Annotated in this window: 15 protein-coding genes and 1 pseudogene; 4 read left to right on the top strand and 12 right to left on the bottom strand. The window is 39.2% G+C overall.

Features of this window, described 5'->3' with window-relative positions; all coding sequences use genetic code 11:
- Positions 1-18: 18 nt before the first annotated feature.
- Positions 19-1,209: a site-specific integrase gene (locus FR741_RS13465; RefSeq protein WP_174856101.1), complete on the bottom strand. Its 1,191-nt coding sequence runs from the start codon at positions 1,207-1,209 to the stop codon at positions 19-21.
- Between the two features lie 10 nt (positions 1,210-1,219).
- Positions 1,220-1,582 carry a hypothetical protein gene (locus tag FR741_RS13460; protein WP_174856100.1) on the bottom strand — a complete coding sequence of 121 codons (363 nt, stop codon included), beginning with the start codon at positions 1,580-1,582 and terminating at the stop codon, positions 1,220-1,222.
- 314 nt (positions 1,583-1,896) lie between these two features.
- Between FR741_RS13460 and FR741_RS13455 the strand changes: the two genes are divergently transcribed.
- The 4 genes from FR741_RS13455 to FR741_RS13440 all read left to right on the top strand — a co-directional run bounded on the left by FR741_RS13455 (position 1,897) and on the right by FR741_RS13440 (position 6,270).
- A complete protein-coding gene (locus FR741_RS13455; protein ID WP_025536704.1) occupies positions 1,897-3,033 on the top strand; it encodes a hypothetical protein in 1,137 nt (378 codons plus the stop codon).
- Positions 3,030-3,350 carry an STAS-like domain-containing protein gene (locus FR741_RS13450; RefSeq protein ID WP_025536705.1) on the top strand — a complete coding sequence of 107 codons (321 nt, stop codon included), beginning with the start codon at positions 3,030-3,032 and terminating at the stop codon, positions 3,348-3,350. The genes FR741_RS13455 and FR741_RS13450 overlap by 4 nt, the downstream gene beginning before the upstream one ends.
- On the top strand, positions 3,347-3,877 hold the full coding sequence (locus tag FR741_RS13445; protein WP_167426934.1) for a hypothetical protein: 531 nt from the start codon (positions 3,347-3,349) through the stop codon (positions 3,875-3,877). Before FR741_RS13450 ends, FR741_RS13445 begins: the two co-directional genes overlap by 4 nt.
- A gap of 1,100 nt (positions 3,878-4,977) precedes the next feature.
- Entirely contained in the window at positions 4,978-6,270 is a 1,293-nt protein-coding gene (locus FR741_RS13440; protein ID WP_167426933.1) for a tyrosine-type recombinase/integrase, read from the top strand.
- 287 nt (positions 6,271-6,557) lie between these two features.
- Here the strand turns inward: FR741_RS13440 and FR741_RS13435 are convergent, their stop codons facing one another.
- From FR741_RS13435 to FR741_RS13390, 10 genes and pseudogenes are all read right to left on the bottom strand, one after another.
- Complete coding sequence (locus FR741_RS13435; protein WP_167426932.1) at positions 6,558-6,818, bottom strand: hypothetical protein; 261 nt, start codon at positions 6,816-6,818, stop codon at positions 6,558-6,560.
- Between the two features lie 89 nt (positions 6,819-6,907).
- Positions 6,908-7,693: a DUF2860 domain-containing protein gene (locus tag FR741_RS13430; protein ID WP_167426931.1), complete on the bottom strand. Its 786-nt coding sequence runs from the start codon at positions 7,691-7,693 to the stop codon at positions 6,908-6,910.
- 63 nt (positions 7,694-7,756) lie between these two features.
- Positions 7,757-8,182, bottom strand: a complete 426-nt coding sequence (locus tag FR741_RS13425) for a GFA family protein (RefSeq protein WP_167426930.1) — start codon at positions 8,180-8,182, stop codon at positions 7,757-7,759.
- A 96-nt stretch (positions 8,183-8,278) separates the two neighbouring features.
- Positions 8,279-8,950: an EAL domain-containing protein gene (locus FR741_RS13420; protein ID WP_167426929.1), complete on the bottom strand. Its 672-nt coding sequence runs from the start codon at positions 8,948-8,950 to the stop codon at positions 8,279-8,281.
- A gap of 504 nt (positions 8,951-9,454) precedes the next feature.
- Positions 9,455-11,890 (bottom strand): TcfC E-set like domain-containing protein, encoded by a 2,436-nt coding sequence (locus FR741_RS13415; RefSeq protein ID WP_167426928.1) that lies wholly within the window; start codon positions 11,888-11,890, stop codon positions 9,455-9,457.
- Positions 11,891-11,902: 12 nt separating this feature from the next.
- Entirely contained in the window at positions 11,903-12,604 is a 702-nt protein-coding gene (locus tag FR741_RS13410) for a hypothetical protein (protein WP_167426927.1), read from the bottom strand.
- Between the two features lie 180 nt (positions 12,605-12,784).
- Positions 12,785-13,348: a hypothetical protein gene (locus tag FR741_RS13405; RefSeq protein ID WP_167426926.1), complete on the bottom strand. Its 564-nt coding sequence runs from the start codon at positions 13,346-13,348 to the stop codon at positions 12,785-12,787.
- Positions 13,349-15,073: 1,725 nt separating this feature from the next.
- Entirely contained in the window at positions 15,074-15,814 is a 741-nt protein-coding gene (gene istB / locus FR741_RS13400; protein WP_167426925.1) for an IS21-like element helper ATPase IstB, read from the bottom strand.
- A 9-nt stretch (positions 15,815-15,823) separates the two neighbouring features.
- Positions 15,824-17,358: pseudogene (gene istA, locus FR741_RS13395) on the bottom strand (IS21 family transposase).
- Positions 17,359-17,694: 336 nt separating this feature from the next.
- Positions 17,695-18,264: a hypothetical protein gene (locus tag FR741_RS13390; RefSeq protein WP_167426924.1), complete on the bottom strand. Its 570-nt coding sequence runs from the start codon at positions 18,262-18,264 to the stop codon at positions 17,695-17,697.
- Between the last annotated feature and the right edge of the window lie 989 nt (positions 18,265-19,253).

Genomic DNA, 19,253 nt, shown 5'->3' with positions numbered 1-19,253 from the left:
CACTCGCTGCTTTCAATACTAACTTTTGCTCACATCGCCAATCAACTCAGCCACATTAGCACTAACCTCCCTCAACCTACTCGAAGCTAAGTGAGCATATCTTGTACTGGTCTGTGGCGACTGATGTCCCAACAAATGCTGAACATCATAGAGCGTGGCATTACCACTATTGATTAAAATTGAAGCAAAGCTGTGCCTCAAATCATGAATTCGGAAGTTGTCTGTAATCCCGGCAGCTTTCTTGATTCGAGCAAAAGCCTTCTTCGGATGAGCGATAGGTCTACCGGGTGCATCTCCGGCAAAGATATAGGGGTTCTTCTGTTGTTGAAATCGTCGTTGATCATGGATGACTTCCTTAGCTAGGTGGTTGAGTAGGACAGTTCTCGACAGCCCCGACTTAGTGTGTGGTAGAAATAGGCTCCAATTGCCGTCGTCGTCGACGGTAAGACACTCCCATTTCGAACTGGTAATTTCACCTATACGCATCCCAGTAAGCAGGGCGAATTTCAATGCGTTAGATTGGGTGCGATTGGATTCTTCGTTACATGCCTTGATGAAGCTGGAAACCTCAGCCCGTGAGAGGAATCGCTGTCTTACATTGTTTTCCTTCAACTTCCTGATGTACTGACCGGGATTTGAGTCAACAAAGCGCCACTCCATTGCGAGCCTGAACATTCGCAGGATTAAGGACCGCAGACGGTTGACCGTGGCTGGCTTTCTACCTTCTAGTAATCCGTCTAACAATTTCTGAATATCTTGCTGACCGATATCAGTGAGAGGTTTCTTGCCCCATTTCGGATAGAAATGAAGCTTGAGACTACCTGCATCACTTTTGGCGGTGAGCTTATTCATCATTGCGTAGGGTAAGTAGTGCAGCTCCGCAAATTCTTGAAAAGTGAGCACGTTACGCTTCTCATCACGAATAGCCTTGGGATCATTGCCTAGAGCAATTTCCCGTTTATGGTCATTGGCAATCTGACGAGCAGTGGCGATATCTAGCGCCGGATATTCACCTAGTTGTATAGATTTTTTGACCCGATTATAGGTGTACCTAAAGAGGAAACGCTTCCTCCCCAGACGGTTGACGATTAATTTTAAACCGCTACACAATTCGTCAGTGTATTCCGTTTCCTTACTTTTGCTCGACGGCGGCGTCGGTGGTAGTGAATCTAGTTGGCGCTTATTGAATTTGAATTTTCGGGATTGCATCTTTGCCTCTTTAGTCATTCTCGATGGAGAAATACTGGCGTAATTCGGTGAGCAGTGTCTTAGGTAGCAGCATGTAAATACCCTTGCCACTGTCCTCGACAATGCTCAGGGTGAGTACTGCTCCGTAGTCCAGATCATCTTCGAATTCGGTGTAGGTCAATGCTCGCTTTAGCATTTCTATATCGTCGACGACGACAGCAGAGAGATCGGAAATTGATGTGAGGAACCAGAATTCACATTGCAGTTCATCCCATATCTGTTGGGTTTCAGATTCATCGTGAAATGGTTCGGTGAGTATGGCTTTGACTTGTGCTTGTAGGATTGTGGTGATTGGTAGTGTTGTGATTTGTTGAAGATTGTTTAGCTGAATCATAATTAACTCCATGATTATCAATATCATAGTGTTAATATGTACTTTAATTTAAGGATATTTCGGCTTCTAAAAATCGAGTGGAATGCGCTAGAAATTCGTAGGTACACCCCTTCCCCTTGGAGTGCCGTCCCACCAAACTACGGTTGACGCCAAATAGAGGCAAGCCTTACGTATCCTTGTAAAGCACTCCCCAAAGGGTCACACGTTAAGAGCTTAAATATTGTTAGATCTAACAGGATCAAGAATTTCTTTATCTTTCACCACCAACTAAAAAACTGCGTGGTATCATATGATTGCAGAAAGGAGTCACAAGAATGAAACAAACTAAGCCTGTCGCGCCAGCCTTCATAAGAAAACGCCAGTTAAGAACCAAGAAGCATAAGCTCAAACGCAAAATTCTTAACTGTTATTCCTGCTCTTGGAGCGTTATTGAAAAAAACAAAACCGCTTTACGACTGATTAAATATCCAAACCATAAAATTATCAGACCTAATGGGTTTTCATCCAATAAAAGAATCCTGCTAGTTGTTCCAGAGCATGTTGATTACTACACCAAAAGTAAATATGAAGCGACAAATGCATTTCTTGAACAAGTACGCGATTGCGCGCTTGAGGGAAAAAGAAGAATACACTTGGACTTCACATCTACTACGTTTATTAGTGCTGCAGCCATGCTTTCGCTTTTGGCAGAAGTTGATGTAATCACGAAAAAGAGCCCGCATAAAGCAAGAGCAATCTCATTTAATCACCCTAGAGAACCAAAGATGGAAAGCGTACTAAAACAAGTAGGCTTTTACGACCTGTTGAAAAAAGATAAACGGGATACGCCTGAATATGATGATGTAACTTTTTGGAAGTATACTTCGGGTGTTTGTTCTGAGCCAATTTTAGCTAAATCTATGATTGAAGAAATTAAGAATGAGCTAGAACGAAAAGCAAGCAGAAAACTTTACAGAGGCTTTGTTGAAGCGATGTCTAACTCTGTTGAGCATGCCTATAAATATGATTGTGAACATTGTGAGCAAGACCATACTGCTAAATGGTGGACCTTTGCTGGCATTCGAGGTTCTGAACTCGTAGTTGTAATCTGTGATAAAGGCGTTGGTATTCCAAAGACACTACCAATAACTCAGGGCGCAAGTGCGTTATCAAGTTTGTTTAGAACGCTGGGCTTCGACCCTCTCAAAGTTAAAGATTCCACTTTTATCAAAGCGGCCTCAAGCCTAACACGGACTAGCACAGGGAAGTCGAACAGAGGTAAAGGACTGACAGACATTAAGTCTGTCATTGATTCAATAGGTGCAGGGGTTCTCTCGATCTTTTCTAATCATGGTAGATACATCTACAAAGGCGACAAAGGTGCTGTGAAAGAAGTTATGCATGATCATAAACACTCCGTTTCTGGTACTATTATTGAGTGGACTATCCCACTAAAAGGTGGAGAAGAATGAAAATAATAAAAGTTTCAGATAGATACCCATGCCCTGGGCCAAGGTACATCAGTTTAGGTCCAAGCTCTGGTGAAGATTTTAAGAATTGGATAAAGAAAGAGCTTGAACGAGATAAAGATTTGACTGTTGATCTTGATGGCACTGAAGGTTATGGCTCATCTTTTTTGGAAGAAGCATTCGGTGGACTCATTCGAGATGGTATCAGCGCGAATATTGTTAGAAATATCAAATTAATCTCACATGAAGAACCTGAGCTTATTGAAGAAATTAATGAATATATTGAAGATGAGGTAGAAAAACAGGAGGGCCAAGAATGACCCTCTCATCCGCACCTGAAGCACTCACCGAGAGTTGTTCATGGACTGCAGACAAATTATGCTATCTAACTAACCTACTCAAAGATGATACTCAGTACATCACTTGGGGTTTAGTGTTTATTGGATGGTTGCTGACAGTTGTAATTGCTGTTGTGCAGCACAAAAAAAACAATAAAAAATTAAGAGAAAGTAGCCACAATGAGTGGGTACGCGAATTTAGAGAAAAGTTAGAAAAACTTGAGGACGAAGCACTGCGTTTCTGGACAACCGATACGCAAGAGCTTAGTGATACAATCACGATCACGAAGCTTACACGTAATGTTAAAGAAATCACTACTATTGCACGAGATATAAAAAATGTGGGAGGTGTCAATTATCCCCAAACATTTTTCAAAGAGCTCCGACAATCAGTCACTAATGATCAAGAACTTGGCTCTCGGCCTTTGGCAGATACACACTATAGAGTGGTAGCAATTAAAACAGCTTGTTCAAATCTTCGTCGTACCTACCGACGAAAGAGTACCTAAGACCCCCATTCCCCAATCTAAAATCCTAGAACGCTGGGTCGGTCACACCAGACTGGCCCTGTAATCTCTCTCTAAGGCTTATCCTGCCTGACTTCCTGCATGATGTAGTTTCTGCAATTATCGCGACGGCGTCGTCGGTCCGGTCTCTATCCGGTCTTTAGCTCTGATTTTGGCTAGATACCGAGCTGGACACGAACCCTAATGTAAATTTCCTATTTAGGTTTTCCGTCCAGTTTGCCGACGGCGGCGGCAGTAGTTCCATCCCCTTCCTCTGACCTAACTCGACACCCTAACTCATACCAGATTCGCGCTGTAACCCAGTGTGCCGTTGGTAATTCCGTTCTGAGTATGAATACCAGCCCCGTGATTAGCTGCTGTTTCTGGGGCTGTGGTTGAGTGTTGCTTACTGCTGACCTAAATCACTTAAGAGATAACAGACCGATTACCACTGAGGGTAATCGGTCATCATGATTCAACATTCATCTTGTTCTAATCTTCGGTGCTGAGTCTCCTGCGTAATCTCAGCTAGAACTCCATTCAGGTATCTAAATTATATTTATATTAATAACTGGACCTAATGGAACGGATGTTGGTTATATTTTTGTTGGTTCAGGCGGCGAGTTTTTCTGAGGTTTAGGTCTGGTGTTGAGTGGTATGTATCTGCTCTGATTCGTACTGTACAGACGAGAGAAGGTTCTAATGGTGGATATCACTCTGATAGGGGAAGTGTGACTCTGTGGTGACTACGTGGAGAGTTTCAGTGGTGCTAATGGACCAGAGCTTACAGGAAGTAATTGCAGACCGGATATGGAAAGGACTAGAACGAAAAAAGGCTTACGGATTTCTCCATAAGCCTTAAGGAATAATGGTGGCCCCTATGTGACTTGAACACATGACCAATCGATTATGAGTCGTGATAGTATTTGTTTTATCAAATTCCATTCTATCTCACGTTATCTTAAAGTTTTTGATAAATAATAAGTTATTTAACTTGCCTTATCTTATGATATCTCACAAACTGTCATTAAGAGACCTCCTAACTACACCCACAACTACACCCAATTTAGCCCTGGGTGTAGTTGCGCAACAAAGGATCTGTCATGGCAATTACGCAAAAAGAAATTGTGGGTTTAAAGCCTAAAAGTAATGCGTATTACGTTTGGGATGATGACCGAACTAAAGGCGCTGGACGTCTTGGAGTGAAGGTGTTTGCTAGTGGAAATAAAGGGTTTGTCTTTCGCTACTATCGCGAGGGTAAACGTCTCTTTATTCAGTTAGGGCGATTTCCAGCGCTTAGTCTTGTTGATGCGCGGAAAGAGTCGCATAAACTGGGCTTAATGTTAAAGCAGGGACTCGATCCTAAATTTGAATTAGCCAGCGCAGAGAAAAAGCGTGAAGTAGCTCGAAGAGAGGAGGAGAGCAAGGGAAGCTTAGAGTTGCTGTTTCAAAGTTATGTAAACCAAATGAGAAAAGAGGGGAAGCGAACTTATCAAAACGTTTATCGGTCACTGGAGAAAGAGGTTTATCCATTTATCTCTAGAGAAACAAAGGCTTGTGATGTGACGACATCTGATATCGTTACGATATTAGCTCATATGATACAACGTGGTGCCGCTACACAGAGCAACCGAGTCAGAAGTTACCTTCATGCCGCATTTAATTATGGCCTTTCACATGATAATGATCCTGCGAATTACTTGAGAGACGCTAAGTTTGGTCTCGTCTTTAATCCAGTATCTTCTATACCAAAACAAAAAGATGCAGAACGAGTAGGGGAGCGCTATCTAACGTTCACGGAATTACATCAGTTTATGCATGATATTGAATTTGATATAGAAGGAGTTCGAGCCTCAGAAATGATGCGATGCCTTATTCTTCTTTGTATTCATACTGGTGGACAAAGACCTTATGAGATTGCAGCATCAAAATGGACAGCAATCAATAGGGATGAACGAACGTTACTTATCACTCCTGACCTTTCGAAAAACAAGCGTAGCCATTTGGTCCCTTTGACTGAATCAGCGATGTGTATCTTAGAAAGGCTCAGAGAAAGCAACTCAGCTAGTCCATTTATTTTCCCTCATCATAAAGATGACAATGACCACGTTCGCTTAGATTCATTGAGCCAAACTATTGCTCGTTATAGAGATGATCACCCGCAATTTGAGTATTTTATCCCTAGGGATTTACGTCGAACCTGTAAAACCTTGATGGGAGAGATAGGAGTCAGCAAGTCTGTAAGAGACAGGTTACAAAATCATGCTCTAAACGACGTTAGCTCAAAACATTACGATAGATACGAATATTTGGCTGAGAAACGTCGTGCATTGGATATCTGGGAAAGAAAATTATTACGAGTAATAGAGCTAGGAGAAAACGTAATCAACTTGTGATAAAGAGTGGATTGACAACAATAAAGAAAACGCACCATATAGATATGTTATATTCCCAAGGTTAACTGGATTTAGCTCGTAAGTAATACGACATTTTTATTTTATAAATTATCTTAAGTAGTTTATGAGGTTATTAGATAGTCTAATGCTACTTGGAAAATGTTGCGGTAAATAATAGAATAACTCGTGATAAATATGTATGTTGTAAAGCCAATAACATGCCTGAAATTATCTATAATGCGAGTGTTTTAATCTGTATTTACAATAAGGATTTATTCTTAAAATACTTAGTTATAAAGGTTCTTACCTTCTAATGCTAAGTGTGTTTTTTTATCGTTCAATAAAGTTGAAAGTATTAAGCAGAAATTGATGCAATCCTTATTGGATTTTATTAAATACAACTCTTCTTGGTGATTGTTTAAATAAACTTCCAATGTTTCATTAAACTCAACAATTTCAAACTTTAGGCCATTGCTAAATATATAGTTACCATAAATAGAGAAACCTTCTTCCTCTGCATAACCTATTATAACTTTTAAGAAAGACATAAAACCTCTTTTAATATTATTTAGGGAATAAAATTACACCTAGATGTATACTGAATAGTGAGTAAAGGGAACGCTATTAACATATAACATTAAAACCTATAAACCGCGCCTACGAAAATCATATATTTTTCCTCATCAAAGAACGTGATATTGGATTCCGTTTGGCTGTAGCCGGCTAAAGAGATGAACGACCAGTTTTGCCAGTCAAATACGTTTTGATATTCATAGGCTGCAAATAGGCTGACGGTGTCGTCATTTCGTGTTTTAGCAAAAGTTTGGCTAGCGGCTTGATAGTCTTTCCATGCATAACCTGCGGTGAGGGCCAACCGATGGCGGTTGATAAATTTAAACCAACTGATGTCAAACCCGTACGAATCAAATGATTCCGCCTTACCGTCGGCATCTTGATTAATGTAGGTAAACGCCGGTTGCAACATGGATGTTTGATTAAGTGAAATCCGATAGTCACCTTTAACGTAGTAAAGTCTCGCATCGCGAGCGAGTGAACGGTCCGTTACTTCTTCTTGCTCAATGTCTTTCTCAGCATAAGCGAGATCAAGGTTGAAGTTTTTATCAATCAATCCTTTGATTTGAAAGCGATAGGCATTGCCGTCCACATCCGTTTCTTTACGGGCGGTTCCGACTTGATATGGGTTACGCCAAGTTTCGCTTTTGAGCACGGTCGGTAGATAGGAAATATCGAGCACGGTGCCGGACGGCAACTCGTGTTGATAGCCCTGCTGAAAAGCGAGTGTAACAACCGCGACATCGGAACGTGTGGTACTTTCACCGCCAAAACCTGCAGCTTCACTAAGTTGTCCCTCCGAGGGTAAGGTAAAAAATAATAAGCATAGTGGAGTGATTTTAGTTTTCATATAATAACTTTTCTTGGTATTAGATGATAATTTAACTTTAACCAAATGAAAGCGTGATTTATACTAAACAGTTGGGTTTATTTTATTTGAGAAAAAGGAGACGATATCTTCACTCGTCATTTCCTGAGTCTCATTTGTAAAGCAATAGTAATTAGGACGCATGTCGCTGAAGTACTGTATAGACATTTTTAACCCTGGCAGACTAGGAAGTAAACCTAAGGGTATATTATATTCTTGAGTATCTATTAACTTATAAAATAAATGAGTCCCGCATTCCCCACAGAAACCTCTCTTAGCCCAAGGCGATGAAGTGTATTGTTTAATTTCTCCCTTTCCAGAAAATACCACTTCGGATCCGCACTTTAATGCAAACAGCGGACCTCCGCCCCAGGTGCGACACATATAACAGTGGCAAACGGTAAAATTTGAGTCTGGATTGTCAATTTCTATTTTAACTGCACCGCAAATGCAGGATGTTACGTGTTTCATAATGCATGTTCTCAAAAGTTTTGTTATTGGATATGTTCATTAAGAACTAAAAGGTAGAAGGGAATAATTAATTATAAAAATAAATTTATGAGATTATTATTGACTTACTCTACCGTTAAAATCAATCTGGATATCAGGCCAAAGAAACCCTTGTACAAGTATACAATCAGATTTGGCTACCTTATTATAATGTTCGATACTTTCTACACCTTCTACAATAACTGAAATATTTTGCTGATTAAATCTTTCCTGTAAGCCGAAGAGGTTATCAATACTCCAAAAAAAAGTTTTATCTAATTTTACACCGTCAACACCTAAGGCTATTGCCAGCGAAGAATAAGTCTCGCTTATATCGTCTAGCCAAACCTGTGCTCCTGATGCTTGTAATAAGCTGATCTCAGTTTTTAATTCAGCTAAATCTAAATCACTTAACTGAAGTAATCTACATGGATTTTGTATTTCAATACAGAGTTTATCTGGTTGTATTCTATTATAGTTTGAATCATAAATCACGCCTGATATATAATGTTCAAGAAGAAGGTCCAATGGAGTGTTTACATAAAAACTGCCGTTAAGACTACTGCAGAGAGCTGATTGAAAAACAAATAACTTCTTAAATTCAATCAAAGGAAGTGTTTTAAAGAAAAATTCCAAATCAACCTCATGATTATGTAGATTAACTAACATTTCATATGCAATTATATTAGGGGATCCATAAGACAGCCTTATTATTGGTTGGAGTCTAAAGTTTCGTATTTTACTAAGCATGTTCATTATCTATTTTAAAGGGGGAAGTACATATAAAGTTTTATCTTAAAAAGCAAGTCCGTTTGCGTGATATAATAAGGTGGTGAGTATTTTATATTAAGGAGTAATTTCTACTACAGATAATTGGAAAGCAAAATTATGCATACCACTACTGATCTTATTTAAAGGAACTGTGCAGTATATGTACCTCTTAGAAAGAATACTACCTTTTATCTCTAGTTCTGATTTATCTAAGGATTCGCAGCTATCTAGTGACACGTTGCAAAGGTATATCTTTAATCTGCTACTTTGACCACTAGAATTTAGCTGTTCAATAGATATTTGATAGCTTGAATTACGTTCTAATATGATGTCTGGAAAGCTACTTATTGATCTACTATATGTTAAGTACTGTTCATCCAGTGACTCCGCCAATTTCCCGGTGATAGGGATAGCTGCAAGCACATTAAAAGGATTCAACAGCAGCAATACGGTAGTTAGAATTCTAAAACTCATATATAACCTTTATATTTTTTTACAAGAAGTTGTATTTACTTTATTTATGTCGTTACTAGTATCTATATTAGAAAACTTGCAAAAATAAGCTTCATTATCAATATGAATGTGAAAGCCATCAATATCAGAGTTTGAAATGATGAAGTAATTACCATAATCATCAATATCTAAGCTAGTTAAATTATTCATCTTAGAGTTAATAGTGTTTGCGGATAGTTTATGGTTTTTCCCTAAGTAATATCTTTCACTCTTAGATATAATATCATGAATATATAGGTGGCCTGGAGTTAGTAATATATCTCTTCGACCTGTTCCTCGTTTAATAGTGTCTATTTTCTCTTCATTAAACACTCTGCTTTCATTAATAATATAAGATGAATATTTATATCCTGGAAAAGGATAAGTAATTTTATTAAATGATGGTCTTATATCTTCGGCTTTTGAATTAGTCTTAATTTGGTGCGTAGGAAGCCTATCATTATCTGTTGTCAACATTACAGCCGATAAATTGTTGGAGAATGACGCTGGACCAGTTGAAAAAACGCCATTCTCGGTCAAGGCAAGCCCCAAAGAGTAACCTAAGAAAGCATTATGATTAGACTCGCTAACGGAAAAAGAAGTGCTGACTTTTCCTTTATCGTACATTTCGACTCTCGAAGAGCCTGAAAGCGTTGAACTTTGTCCTTTATTCGACACTGCTCTTAAACCTAACTCTTTATCTAAATCACTATAATTATAACCAGCACCGAGACCTATTCCTTCATTACTGTAACTAGAATTGACAGAGTAAAAGTCTGGTGTTCCTCGAAGCGACAACGATAAATTAATGTAAAAATTATTCTCTTTAAAATCATTGTTTATGCGAGTGTGAGAAATACTAGATGAAACTCTTGCTCTTACCTTTTTAATAGGAAGATAACGACTGAAGGATAATGTCGAACTTTCTCGCTTATTGTTTTTATAATATGTTTCTGATATATCGAAATACTTATTTCTTATATCATGACTCAATCTGATAGAATTTCCATATATAGATGTACCTACTGATAAATTAAACTCTTCGGCACATGAAATTATATCATTCCTTAAGCACCTCTCACTATAGGACCTTTTATAACCAATGTTTAGGTTTGATTTACCGTTTGATAAGCTTGAGTTTAGGCTTAAGTGGTTAGTACTATCCCCACTCTTATTTCCTAGCATAAAACGTATATTATTAGACCAACCTATGGCTATATTACTATGTGATATATAAGAGTTAGAAGTCGATACTCCTAATTCACTAAACCAACCATTATGATTCATTTGGCCAGAAAGAGAAATATCGTTTAACCAATTTATATGTCTATTAGCTTGGTACCATGTAGCAAACTCAATGATATCATCACCGTCTTCATCTATACCCGATTTTACAAGCCATTGTGGTAAACCGTCTGAAAGTCTTGAGTTAGAAACAAGTGAATGAGAATCGATTCGACTCAGTTTGCCATTTTCATAGATATGTATATCTATTTCACGAGAAAATCCACCTAAGATAGCGGAGGTGTCAATTTTTGTATAGCCCGGATATAAATTGGCAGAAGATATAAAGACATTATTTTGGTAAATATCCGCACGACCACCGACGACACTAAATATCTCGATTTTTTTATCATCATTGGAGAGATTAGTATTAAAGTATTGCATTCCGGTACCTAATTGAATGCCTCTAATTTCCTTTTGGGGTAGTAAGTTATAATTGAATAACCCCTCTGAAAAGTGTGATTGAGAGTTAGGTGATAGTTTACCAAACTTAAAGTACCAACGTTCATTTAACCCATGCCTCATGTAGGCTGAATCTATGTTTGATTCGTTAGACTCATGGTCGTGTGTCGTATATCCAGAAAAGAATAAATGAGTATCCTTATCAAGGCCTAGTGTTGAGTTTGTTCTTAAAGAAAAAGCATCACTCCCTTCGAAATTTGAACGAATAGATAGGGCGTTTGATTGGAGAAGTGCCCGTTCTTGACTTCTGTTTGGTGAATGATACTTATATTGCTTTACTTTTCTCTGTAAATCTTCTTTAATATGTACTTCCAAGCTATTATTTTCCACATCATAAACAAAAACAATACTTTCTGACTCAGGGTTGCACTGGTTTGGATAGGCAATGCAGTATCTTTTAGTTAATATTTTTTGTTCTCTAGTTAACCTGTAGCTAATAGAGTCTATGTTACTTGAAATAAAAGGTTCAATGTCTTTTATTAATGCTTGCGGTTCCATAAATTGGAAACTATTTGTAGATGTTTTAATAAGTTGAGTTGATATATTAGAACCCTTATATATCAAATCAACTACAACAGTTTCATTTTTTTGTAAATCCACAAAATCCTGAGGTATCGACAATGAATCATGAGATGCGGAAAGGCATAAGAAAGATAATAAAATCTTGAATATAATACGCATTATAAATCACCTTCACTTAGAAAAGGTAAGCTCATCGTCATGAGGGGGAATTATGTATTTTATATGTTTTGAGTCGCCCAAAGAGTCACTTTCCCAGGGAAGCTCATTCATAGAATATAAGTTTATATACGGTGTAACTTTCTCCCATACGCATTTTCCGATTGTAGAGGTAGAGCATTTCTCAATGACTCGGATATGTCTCTCACCTAAGTTCTTTAATGAACCGCTTTCATTTGACAAAATAGGTTTAGATGAAGCTGGGCTAGCCTTTATTAATGCTGAAAGAATATATCTAATAGGAATATTACCTTTTGTATCTGAGAGTACATCGGTTTCCAACTTTTCAAAGTCGCTAACTTGCTCAAAGTAAAGTCTATAGACAGCTTCACTTTCTTGGCTCCCTAATTGCAAAAACGCTCTTACCTTTTTCTCTTCAAATGGGCGTACAATCACTTTTCCAGGACTAATTATAAGTTCAGAGTTATCTTTAATTTCTTTTTCTAGTTGGCTTTCAAGCTTGGGATTGATAACTTTTTTAGCATATAACTTAATATATAAAGGCTCGGTTGAGCGGGATTTTATAGTGAAATAGTTAGATGACACTCCCTTTTTATCAAACTCTATCTCCTTTGTTACAGGAGAAATGCTGAAGTTAGCTGAAAGTGCGTCAAAAGCAATTAACGCATTAATTAAAAATAAAATAGACATTCTCATTTTGTTTCTTACCTTTTTATTTCTTACTTTTGCTTTAAAGTAAGTTTCTTTGTGTATATCTTATAATATACTTAATATAACTAGTGTTTCCTTTGAAATAATTACGAAATTAGATAGTATATGGAGAGTAAAAAGGAGGAGATGACTATCTCCTCCATGCAAATTACCTATAAATATAATCTATAGGCTTGGATTAACATCAATCGTTAAAGTGCTTGCATAATCACCGGCTTCCAGTGGGCTTCCGAATCTAAATAGCACAGACGTATCGCAAAGTCTGCCACCGTTTTGAAGTGTAGTTTTTAATGCCACACTTCCGTTATCAGTACTGGCTTCGCCGTTAGTTTTATAATTCTCAGTACAGGAGTTAGTGTTCTGAGCAATTCCGATATTGTTTGATGAAAGTCCAGGCACATCGCTAAGACCATTAAAAGAAAGTGGAGATAGAGTTCGAGTGATTTCAAAAACCGCATCCGCCCCTTCATTTGATTCAATTTTTAAACCATCAATAAAATCTTTCGCCTGCAAATAATAATTGGTGCCATTCTCAGCGTGTAATAATTCAACATTTTGAGTTGCTGGTAGTGGGGCGCCTGAGTCGTCGATTAGTTGGACAGATAAAGATGACTCAACAGTTTTAGTTAGCTCTACTTCATACGTATTCGTAGCTCCTGCTGCTAGAGAGGATGCAGAAAACGCAAGAGCAGCAACAAGGGTGCTAATGGTAGTCTTTTGAAGTTTCATATTCTTGTTCCTATGTAATGTTAAAAATAAATTTTCGTCGAGCTGGAATTTCCGGCTAGCGACGAGTGCACATCATACATTTGGCGTCAAAAATTCAAACGAAAATAAAATAACTAATGATAAATTTTTAACTGGTTGTTTTTTATTGTTTTTTAATGCTATATATTTGTTTATATTGCCTTGTGAAGGGGGGGGGGAGGCCATAAGTTATGACCGAATATACCCATTGGTCTCTGTAGTCGAATCCCGAAATCTTGTTACAAAAATAACTGTAAATTTTATAATCAAGCCTTAATAAATCTCGGTTCCCTATTCTTTTTGATTGATGAGCAAGAGAAAAGAAGTTAAGTGAGGTAGAACTCGCCGATTCAGTGACTTAGTTATTACTAAAACTCTTTTTCTCTATACCATTGAGAGTTCTATAAGGTTATATAAATTCAGCATTCGTGCTGGTTAATACTCCGTTTGTAGGTTTTTATTACACCCTGTATGAGTCATCGATTTAAGAAAGTTGAGGTTTCATCTAAAATCAAAGCCAGAAGCGCGTGCAGTATTTGGCTATTGATGCTATGGGTTTCAAGGCCTACAGTGGAGGTGAGTACAAAGTTAAGATGCACCGAACTAACGGGAAACGCAGCGTCTATCGTAAACTTGATATTGCTGTAGATACAGCACCTACGAAATGGTCGCTTCGGAGTTGGGGTTGATAACTTAATCTATTTAGAGCCCTTATATAATATCAACCACAACAGTTTAATGTTTTGTAAACCCACAAACTCCTGAGGTATCGACAATGAAACATTGGATATGGAAAGAGATAAAAGCGATAATAAAATCTTATGAATAGGGTTCATTGCGGATTATCCTCACTTAGAAAAGATGTATTCATCGTTATGAGGGCGGGGGGTATTTTATATTTTTTGAATCCTTCAAAGAGTTACTTTCTCAGGGGAGGTCATTCACAGAATGTAAGTTTATATACGGTGTAACTTTCCCCCATACGCATTTGCCGTTTGTAGAGGTAGCGCATTTCTCAATAACTCGTATATGTCTATCACCTAAGTTCTTTAATGAGCTGCTTTCATTTAGCAAAATAGGTTTAGATGAAACTGGGCTAGCCTTTATTAATGCTGAAAGAATATATCTAATAGGAAGATTACCTTTTGTATCTGAGAGTACATCGGTTTCCAGCTTTTCAAAGTCGCTAACTTGCTCAAAGTAAAGTCTATAGGCAGCTTCATTTTCTTGGCTCACTAATCGTAAAAACGCTCTTACCTTTTCCTCTTCAAATGGGCGTACAATCACTTTTCCAGGACTGGTTATAAGTTCAGAGTTATCTTTAATTTCTTTTTCTAGTTGGCTTTCAAGCTTAGGATTGATAACTTTTTAGCATATAACTTAATATATAAAGGCTCGGTTGGGTGGGATTTTATAGTGAAATAGTTAGATGACACTCCCTTTTTATCAAACTCTATTTCCTTTGTTACAGGAGAAATACTGAAGTTAGCTGAAAGCGTCAAAAGCAATTAACGCATTAATTAAAAATAGAACAGATATTTTCATTTTATTACTTGCCTTTTTATCTCTTACTTTTGTTTTAAATTAAGTTCCTTTGTGTATATCTTATTACATATACTTAATATAATGCGTATTCCGCTGATTCCGGACACTGATTCCGTGTTTAACCGGACGCCCTTTTCCCCAAGCTTTTCTCTACCTCTATTTTTACTCTACCTGTCCGGTTTGTGCCAGTTTTCTCATTGATTCACCTTTCAGCTCTATACGGTGACTATTATGGATCAACCTATCTAGCAGAGCGTCAGCGACTGTGGCATTACCGATCATGTTGTACCACTCCTTAACGGGCAATTGACTGACCATGATCGTGCTGCTCGTTTGGTATCTATCTTCAAGAAGCTCTAGTAGATGGCCTGCATGATCTGGACTCAGTTTTTCCATTCCCCAGTCATCTAAGATCAGGAGATCTTTTCGGGCTAGCGTCTGTAGTTGCTTTTGGTACGTGCCATCAAGACGACCGGAACTAAGATCGTCGAGTAGTCGGCTGAGGCGGTAATATCGTGCGCTATACAGTTGCTCACAAGCTTGTCCCGCTAACGCGCAAGCGAGGTAAGTTTTACCAGCTCCGGTTGGGCCGGTGATCAGAACATTTTGTTTCTTCTGAAGGTATTTGCCAGTGAGCAGTTCGCTTATTTGTACTCGCCGTAACCCTCGACCTTCTTCGTAGATAATTTGACTAGCAAGCCCTTCTAACCTCAGCTTTGCCTGTCGCTTAAGTCTGAGGATCTTAGCTTGGTTTCTACCCAGTATTTCACTTTCTAGCAGCAGAGTGAGCCTCTCCTCGAAGCTCAGTTCTGCATAGGTCGAAGCCTGTTCTCTTTGCTGCTCTAATGCTGTCACTGCATGGCCAAGGCGCAGGGCTTTAAGTTGTTCATTGATTGAGTTCATAGTGTGCTCCTAGTGATAACTATCTGGGCCGCGAACATTACTGTGCTGGATGTCCGGTGTAAGGTCTGGTGAGGTCGACAACCGTCCCTCACGGTGATTTTGCAGTAGGTTTTTGATGAACCTCAGGTACGGTTTATTGACGGTGAGAGCGTCTTTGCAGGCTTGCTCTAGGCGCTGGTCACTATGTTTGGTTGAGAGGTTCAGTAGCCCTAAGCAGCTGCGGGTTGCCTGGGCGGGATGGCCTTTGGACTGTGGAGCAGATGGCAGATGACTTCTTTCGTTGCGGGACCTATCCTCGCCGCCCAGCGCTGTAGCTTCTCCGGCGACCATTTCTGATACTGGTGGTTACTTGGCATATGCTCCGTGTAGGTACTTTGGCCACGCACCTTTGCGCTTGCTGGGTGTTGAGTAACACATTGACCTTGATGGTAGATACGGACAAGTTGGCGACTAACTTCTAGTTGAACATGCTGTCCAACCAACTGGTGCGGGACGGAGTAGTAATGTTGCTTATATTCGATATGGTAGTCGGGCCCTACCTTCGCTTGCTTGAACTCTGTGTAGAGGAAGCGCTCAGCTGGCAGAGGTCGTAAAGCAGGTTTATCGAGCATATTGAACAGCTCGGCCCGACTTGCATCCAGCTCTTTCATTCGTCGTTGATTTAATGACTGCATGAGCTCTTTAATCGCCAGGTTAAGTTCTCTGAAGGTATGGAAGACCTCATTACGAAGCCGCATCATGATCCAACGCTCGACAACAAGAACTGCATTTTCAGCCTTGGCCTTATCTTTAGGCTTGTATGGCCGTGCTGGCATGACTGCGGTTTGATAGTGGTAGGCGAGCTGGCGGTAACTGTCGTTAAGCTGAGGCTCATAACGATCGGTTTTGGTGACAGCAGCCTTGAGATTATCGGGGACCAGTAATGCAGGCACACCACCGAAGTGCTCAAAGGCATTGGCATGTGCCTCTAACCAGTGCTCCAGCCTTTGGCTTTCACAGGCTTCGACATAGGTGTAGTTTGAAGCGCCCAGTGTTGCCACGAAGGTTTGAGCGTTGCGAACTTCTCCTGTCTCTGGATTGATAATTGGGATGGTGGGACCACAGTAATCGATAAAGAGCTTGTCTCCGGCCAGATGGCTCTGGCGCATACTGCGCTTTTGCTTTTTAAGCCAACGCCGATAGTGCTCACAGTACTGACTGTATCGATAAGCACGCTCTTGATGCTCAGCGACATATTCCTCCCAAAGCAACTGCTTGGTCATTGGGGGACGGCGCAGCTCTTTGTGGATATAACTAAAGTTTGGCATCACCTTGCTAGCGGATGTGGTTTTATCACGATACAGCACTTGAGCAAGTTGAGCTTCTGAGTGGTTGTCTGGTAATGGCCAACCGACGCCGTAGTGTTCAAAGCGAGTGAGGATCTCGGAGATCGTTGACCGGCTTACCTTCGTGCAGGAAGCGATTTTTCGCAGTGATAGGTGACATTCGTATTTGAGGCGCAATACCTCTTTGATTTTATCCATAGACGTTCTCTTTTTCGGCATTCTCACTTCCTTGCTGCATTAAAATCGACAGCAAAGATTGTGAGGTATTGATTTAAAAGAGAAAAGATTGGTATTCCGGAGTATCCGGACAGGGTTTCCGCTAAACCGGACAGCGATTCCGGAGTTAGGCCAAAATCGTCCGGATTAAAACGGAATCGGTGTCTGGATTAAAACGGAATGCGCGTCCGGATAATACCGGAATGGGTGTCCGGTTTGCTCCGGCGCACGCAATATAACGGGTGTTTCCTTTAAAATAATTATTAATTTAGCTAGTATATGGAGGGTAAAAAGGAGGAGGTAATTACCTCCTCCATGTAAATTACCTATAAATATAATTTACAGGCTTGGTTCAATATCAATCGTTAAATTAGCTGCATAATTGCCGGCTGGTGCTTTGTCTTTGAATTTAAATTCCACACTCGTATCGCAAATTTTGCCGTTGTTAGGAACGCTTGACGTTAATGCCATAGTCTGGTTTTGCTTAGTCGTCCTCGTAAAAGTATAGGGAAAAAGCTCATTGCAACCGGTAGGTATAGTTATTAACTGGTTCCAGAAAAGTACAGACTGTGCATCGGCTTCGCTACCATTTAAAGAAAGTGGAGATAAAGTTCGAGTGATTTTATACCTGGCACTCTCCGCTTCATTTGATACAATGTTTAAATCATCGGCAAATGCTTTCGCAAGCAGTAAATCTCGATCACCCGTCGTGTCATGTACTAGTTCAAAAGATTTAGTTGATGGCATTTCAGTGCCTAAACCGTCAACTAGTGCGACACTGATAGCTGGCTCAATAGTTTTAGATAGATTTACTACATACGTTTTTGTAGCCGATGCGTCGTTTGCTAGGGATGGTGCAGAAAACGCAAGGCAAGTAAGAGTTCCAATAAAAGTCCTTGTAAGTTTCATATTGCTGTTCCTCGAGTTTTAAATTAGATAAATATCCATTGCGCCGAAATGTTCAATTCACGACGACCACTCTAGAATAAATTTGGCTCCAAAAAAATAAACGAAAATAAAATAACTAATTATAAATTTTCAAGTGATTTTTTAAATTATTTTTTTGTTGCTATGTGTTTATTTTTGCTGTCTTATAAAAAAAAGGGGGGGAGACTATAAGTTATGACTGAATATGCCCATTAACCTCTGTAGTTGAATCCCGCAATCTTGTTATAAAAATAACTGTAAATTTTATAATTAAGCCTTAATAAATCTCGTTTCCCTATTTTTTTGATTGATAAGCAAGGGAAAAGAAGTTAAGTGAGGTAGAACTCGCCGATTCAGTGACTTAGTTATCACTAAAACTCTTTTTCTCTATACCATTGAGAGTTCTACAAGGTTATATAAATTCAGTATTCGTGTGGGTTAATACTCCGTTTGTGAGTTTTTATTACACCCTGTATGAGTCGTCGAGTTAAGAAAGTTGAGGTTTCATCTAAAACCAAAACCAAAACCAGAAGCGCATACAGTATTTGGCCATTGATGCCACGGGGTTCAAGGTCTACAGTGAGAGTGAGTACAAAGTTAAGATGTACCGAACTAACGGGAAACGCAGCGTCTATCGTAAACTTGATATTGCTGTAGATACAGCACCTACGAAATAGTCGCTTCGGAGTTGGGGTTGATAACTTAATCTATGTCGAAGTACTCCCTAACTTACGTAAGCAAACAGATAGGAAAATCATTAAGATATTTGTGTGATAGAGCTTATAACACTAGACCTCACAATGATGCAGTACGGCTCAAGCGATCGTTTACTCTCGTTTCTTTCATAGAGGGGCAGCTTCCCGGAAATGGGAATATCTCCATAACTTAGTTGTTAGGTGTCTAAATCTCTACGTATCTAACAAGAATTTGAAACAGTGTTATGGGCACTATATAAGCGATCTCTATCACAG

This window comes from Vibrio diabolicus (genome assembly GCF_011801455.1).
Lineage (GTDB): Bacteria > Pseudomonadota > Gammaproteobacteria > Enterobacterales > Vibrionaceae > Vibrio > Vibrio diabolicus.
This window is presented reverse-complemented; position numbering and strand designations above follow the sequence as displayed.

Excerpts from the sequence above, each read along its gene's own strand:
- FR741_RS13425 (WP_167426930.1), bottom strand. The coding sequence starts at position 8,182 with ATGAAACACGTAACATCCTGCATTTGCGGTGCAGTTAAAATAGAAATT.
- FR741_RS13415 (WP_167426928.1), bottom strand. The coding sequence starts at position 11,890 with ATGCGTATTATATTCAAGATTTTATTATCTTTCTTATGCCTTTCCGCA.
- FR741_RS13420 (WP_167426929.1), bottom strand. The coding sequence starts at position 8,950 with ATGCTTAGTAAAATACGAAACTTTAGACTCCAACCAATAATAAGGCTG.
- FR741_RS13455 (WP_025536704.1), top strand. The coding sequence starts at position 1,897 with ATGAAACAAACTAAGCCTGTCGCGCCAGCCTTCATAAGAAAACGCCAG.
- FR741_RS13390 (WP_167426924.1), bottom strand. The coding sequence starts at position 18,264 with ATGAAACTTACAAGGACTTTTATTGGAACTCTTACTTGCCTTGCGTTT.
- FR741_RS13405 (WP_167426926.1), bottom strand. The coding sequence starts at position 13,348 with ATGAAACTTCAAAAGACTACCATTAGCACCCTTGTTGCTGCTCTTGCG.
- FR741_RS13460 (WP_174856100.1), bottom strand. The coding sequence starts at position 1,582 with ATGATTCAGCTAAACAATCTTCAACAAATCACAACACTACCAATCACC.
- FR741_RS13440 (WP_167426933.1), top strand. The coding sequence starts at position 4,978 with ATGGCAATTACGCAAAAAGAAATTGTGGGTTTAAAGCCTAAAAGTAAT.
- FR741_RS13435 (WP_167426932.1), bottom strand. The coding sequence starts at position 6,818 with ATGTCTTTCTTAAAAGTTATAATAGGTTATGCAGAGGAAGAAGGTTTC.
- FR741_RS13465 (WP_174856101.1), bottom strand. The coding sequence starts at position 1,209 with ATGCAATCCCGAAAATTCAAATTCAATAAGCGCCAACTAGATTCACTA.
- FR741_RS13410 (WP_167426927.1), bottom strand. The coding sequence starts at position 12,604 with ATGAGAATGTCTATTTTATTTTTAATTAATGCGTTAATTGCTTTTGAC.
- FR741_RS13430 (WP_167426931.1), bottom strand. The coding sequence starts at position 7,693 with ATGAAAACTAAAATCACTCCACTATGCTTATTATTTTTTACCTTACCC.
- FR741_RS13445 (WP_167426934.1), top strand. The coding sequence starts at position 3,347 with ATGACCCTCTCATCCGCACCTGAAGCACTCACCGAGAGTTGTTCATGG.
- FR741_RS13450 (WP_025536705.1), top strand. The coding sequence starts at position 3,030 with ATGAAAATAATAAAAGTTTCAGATAGATACCCATGCCCTGGGCCAAGG.
- istB (WP_167426925.1), bottom strand. The coding sequence starts at position 15,814 with ATGAACTCAATCAATGAACAACTTAAAGCCCTGCGCCTTGGCCATGCA.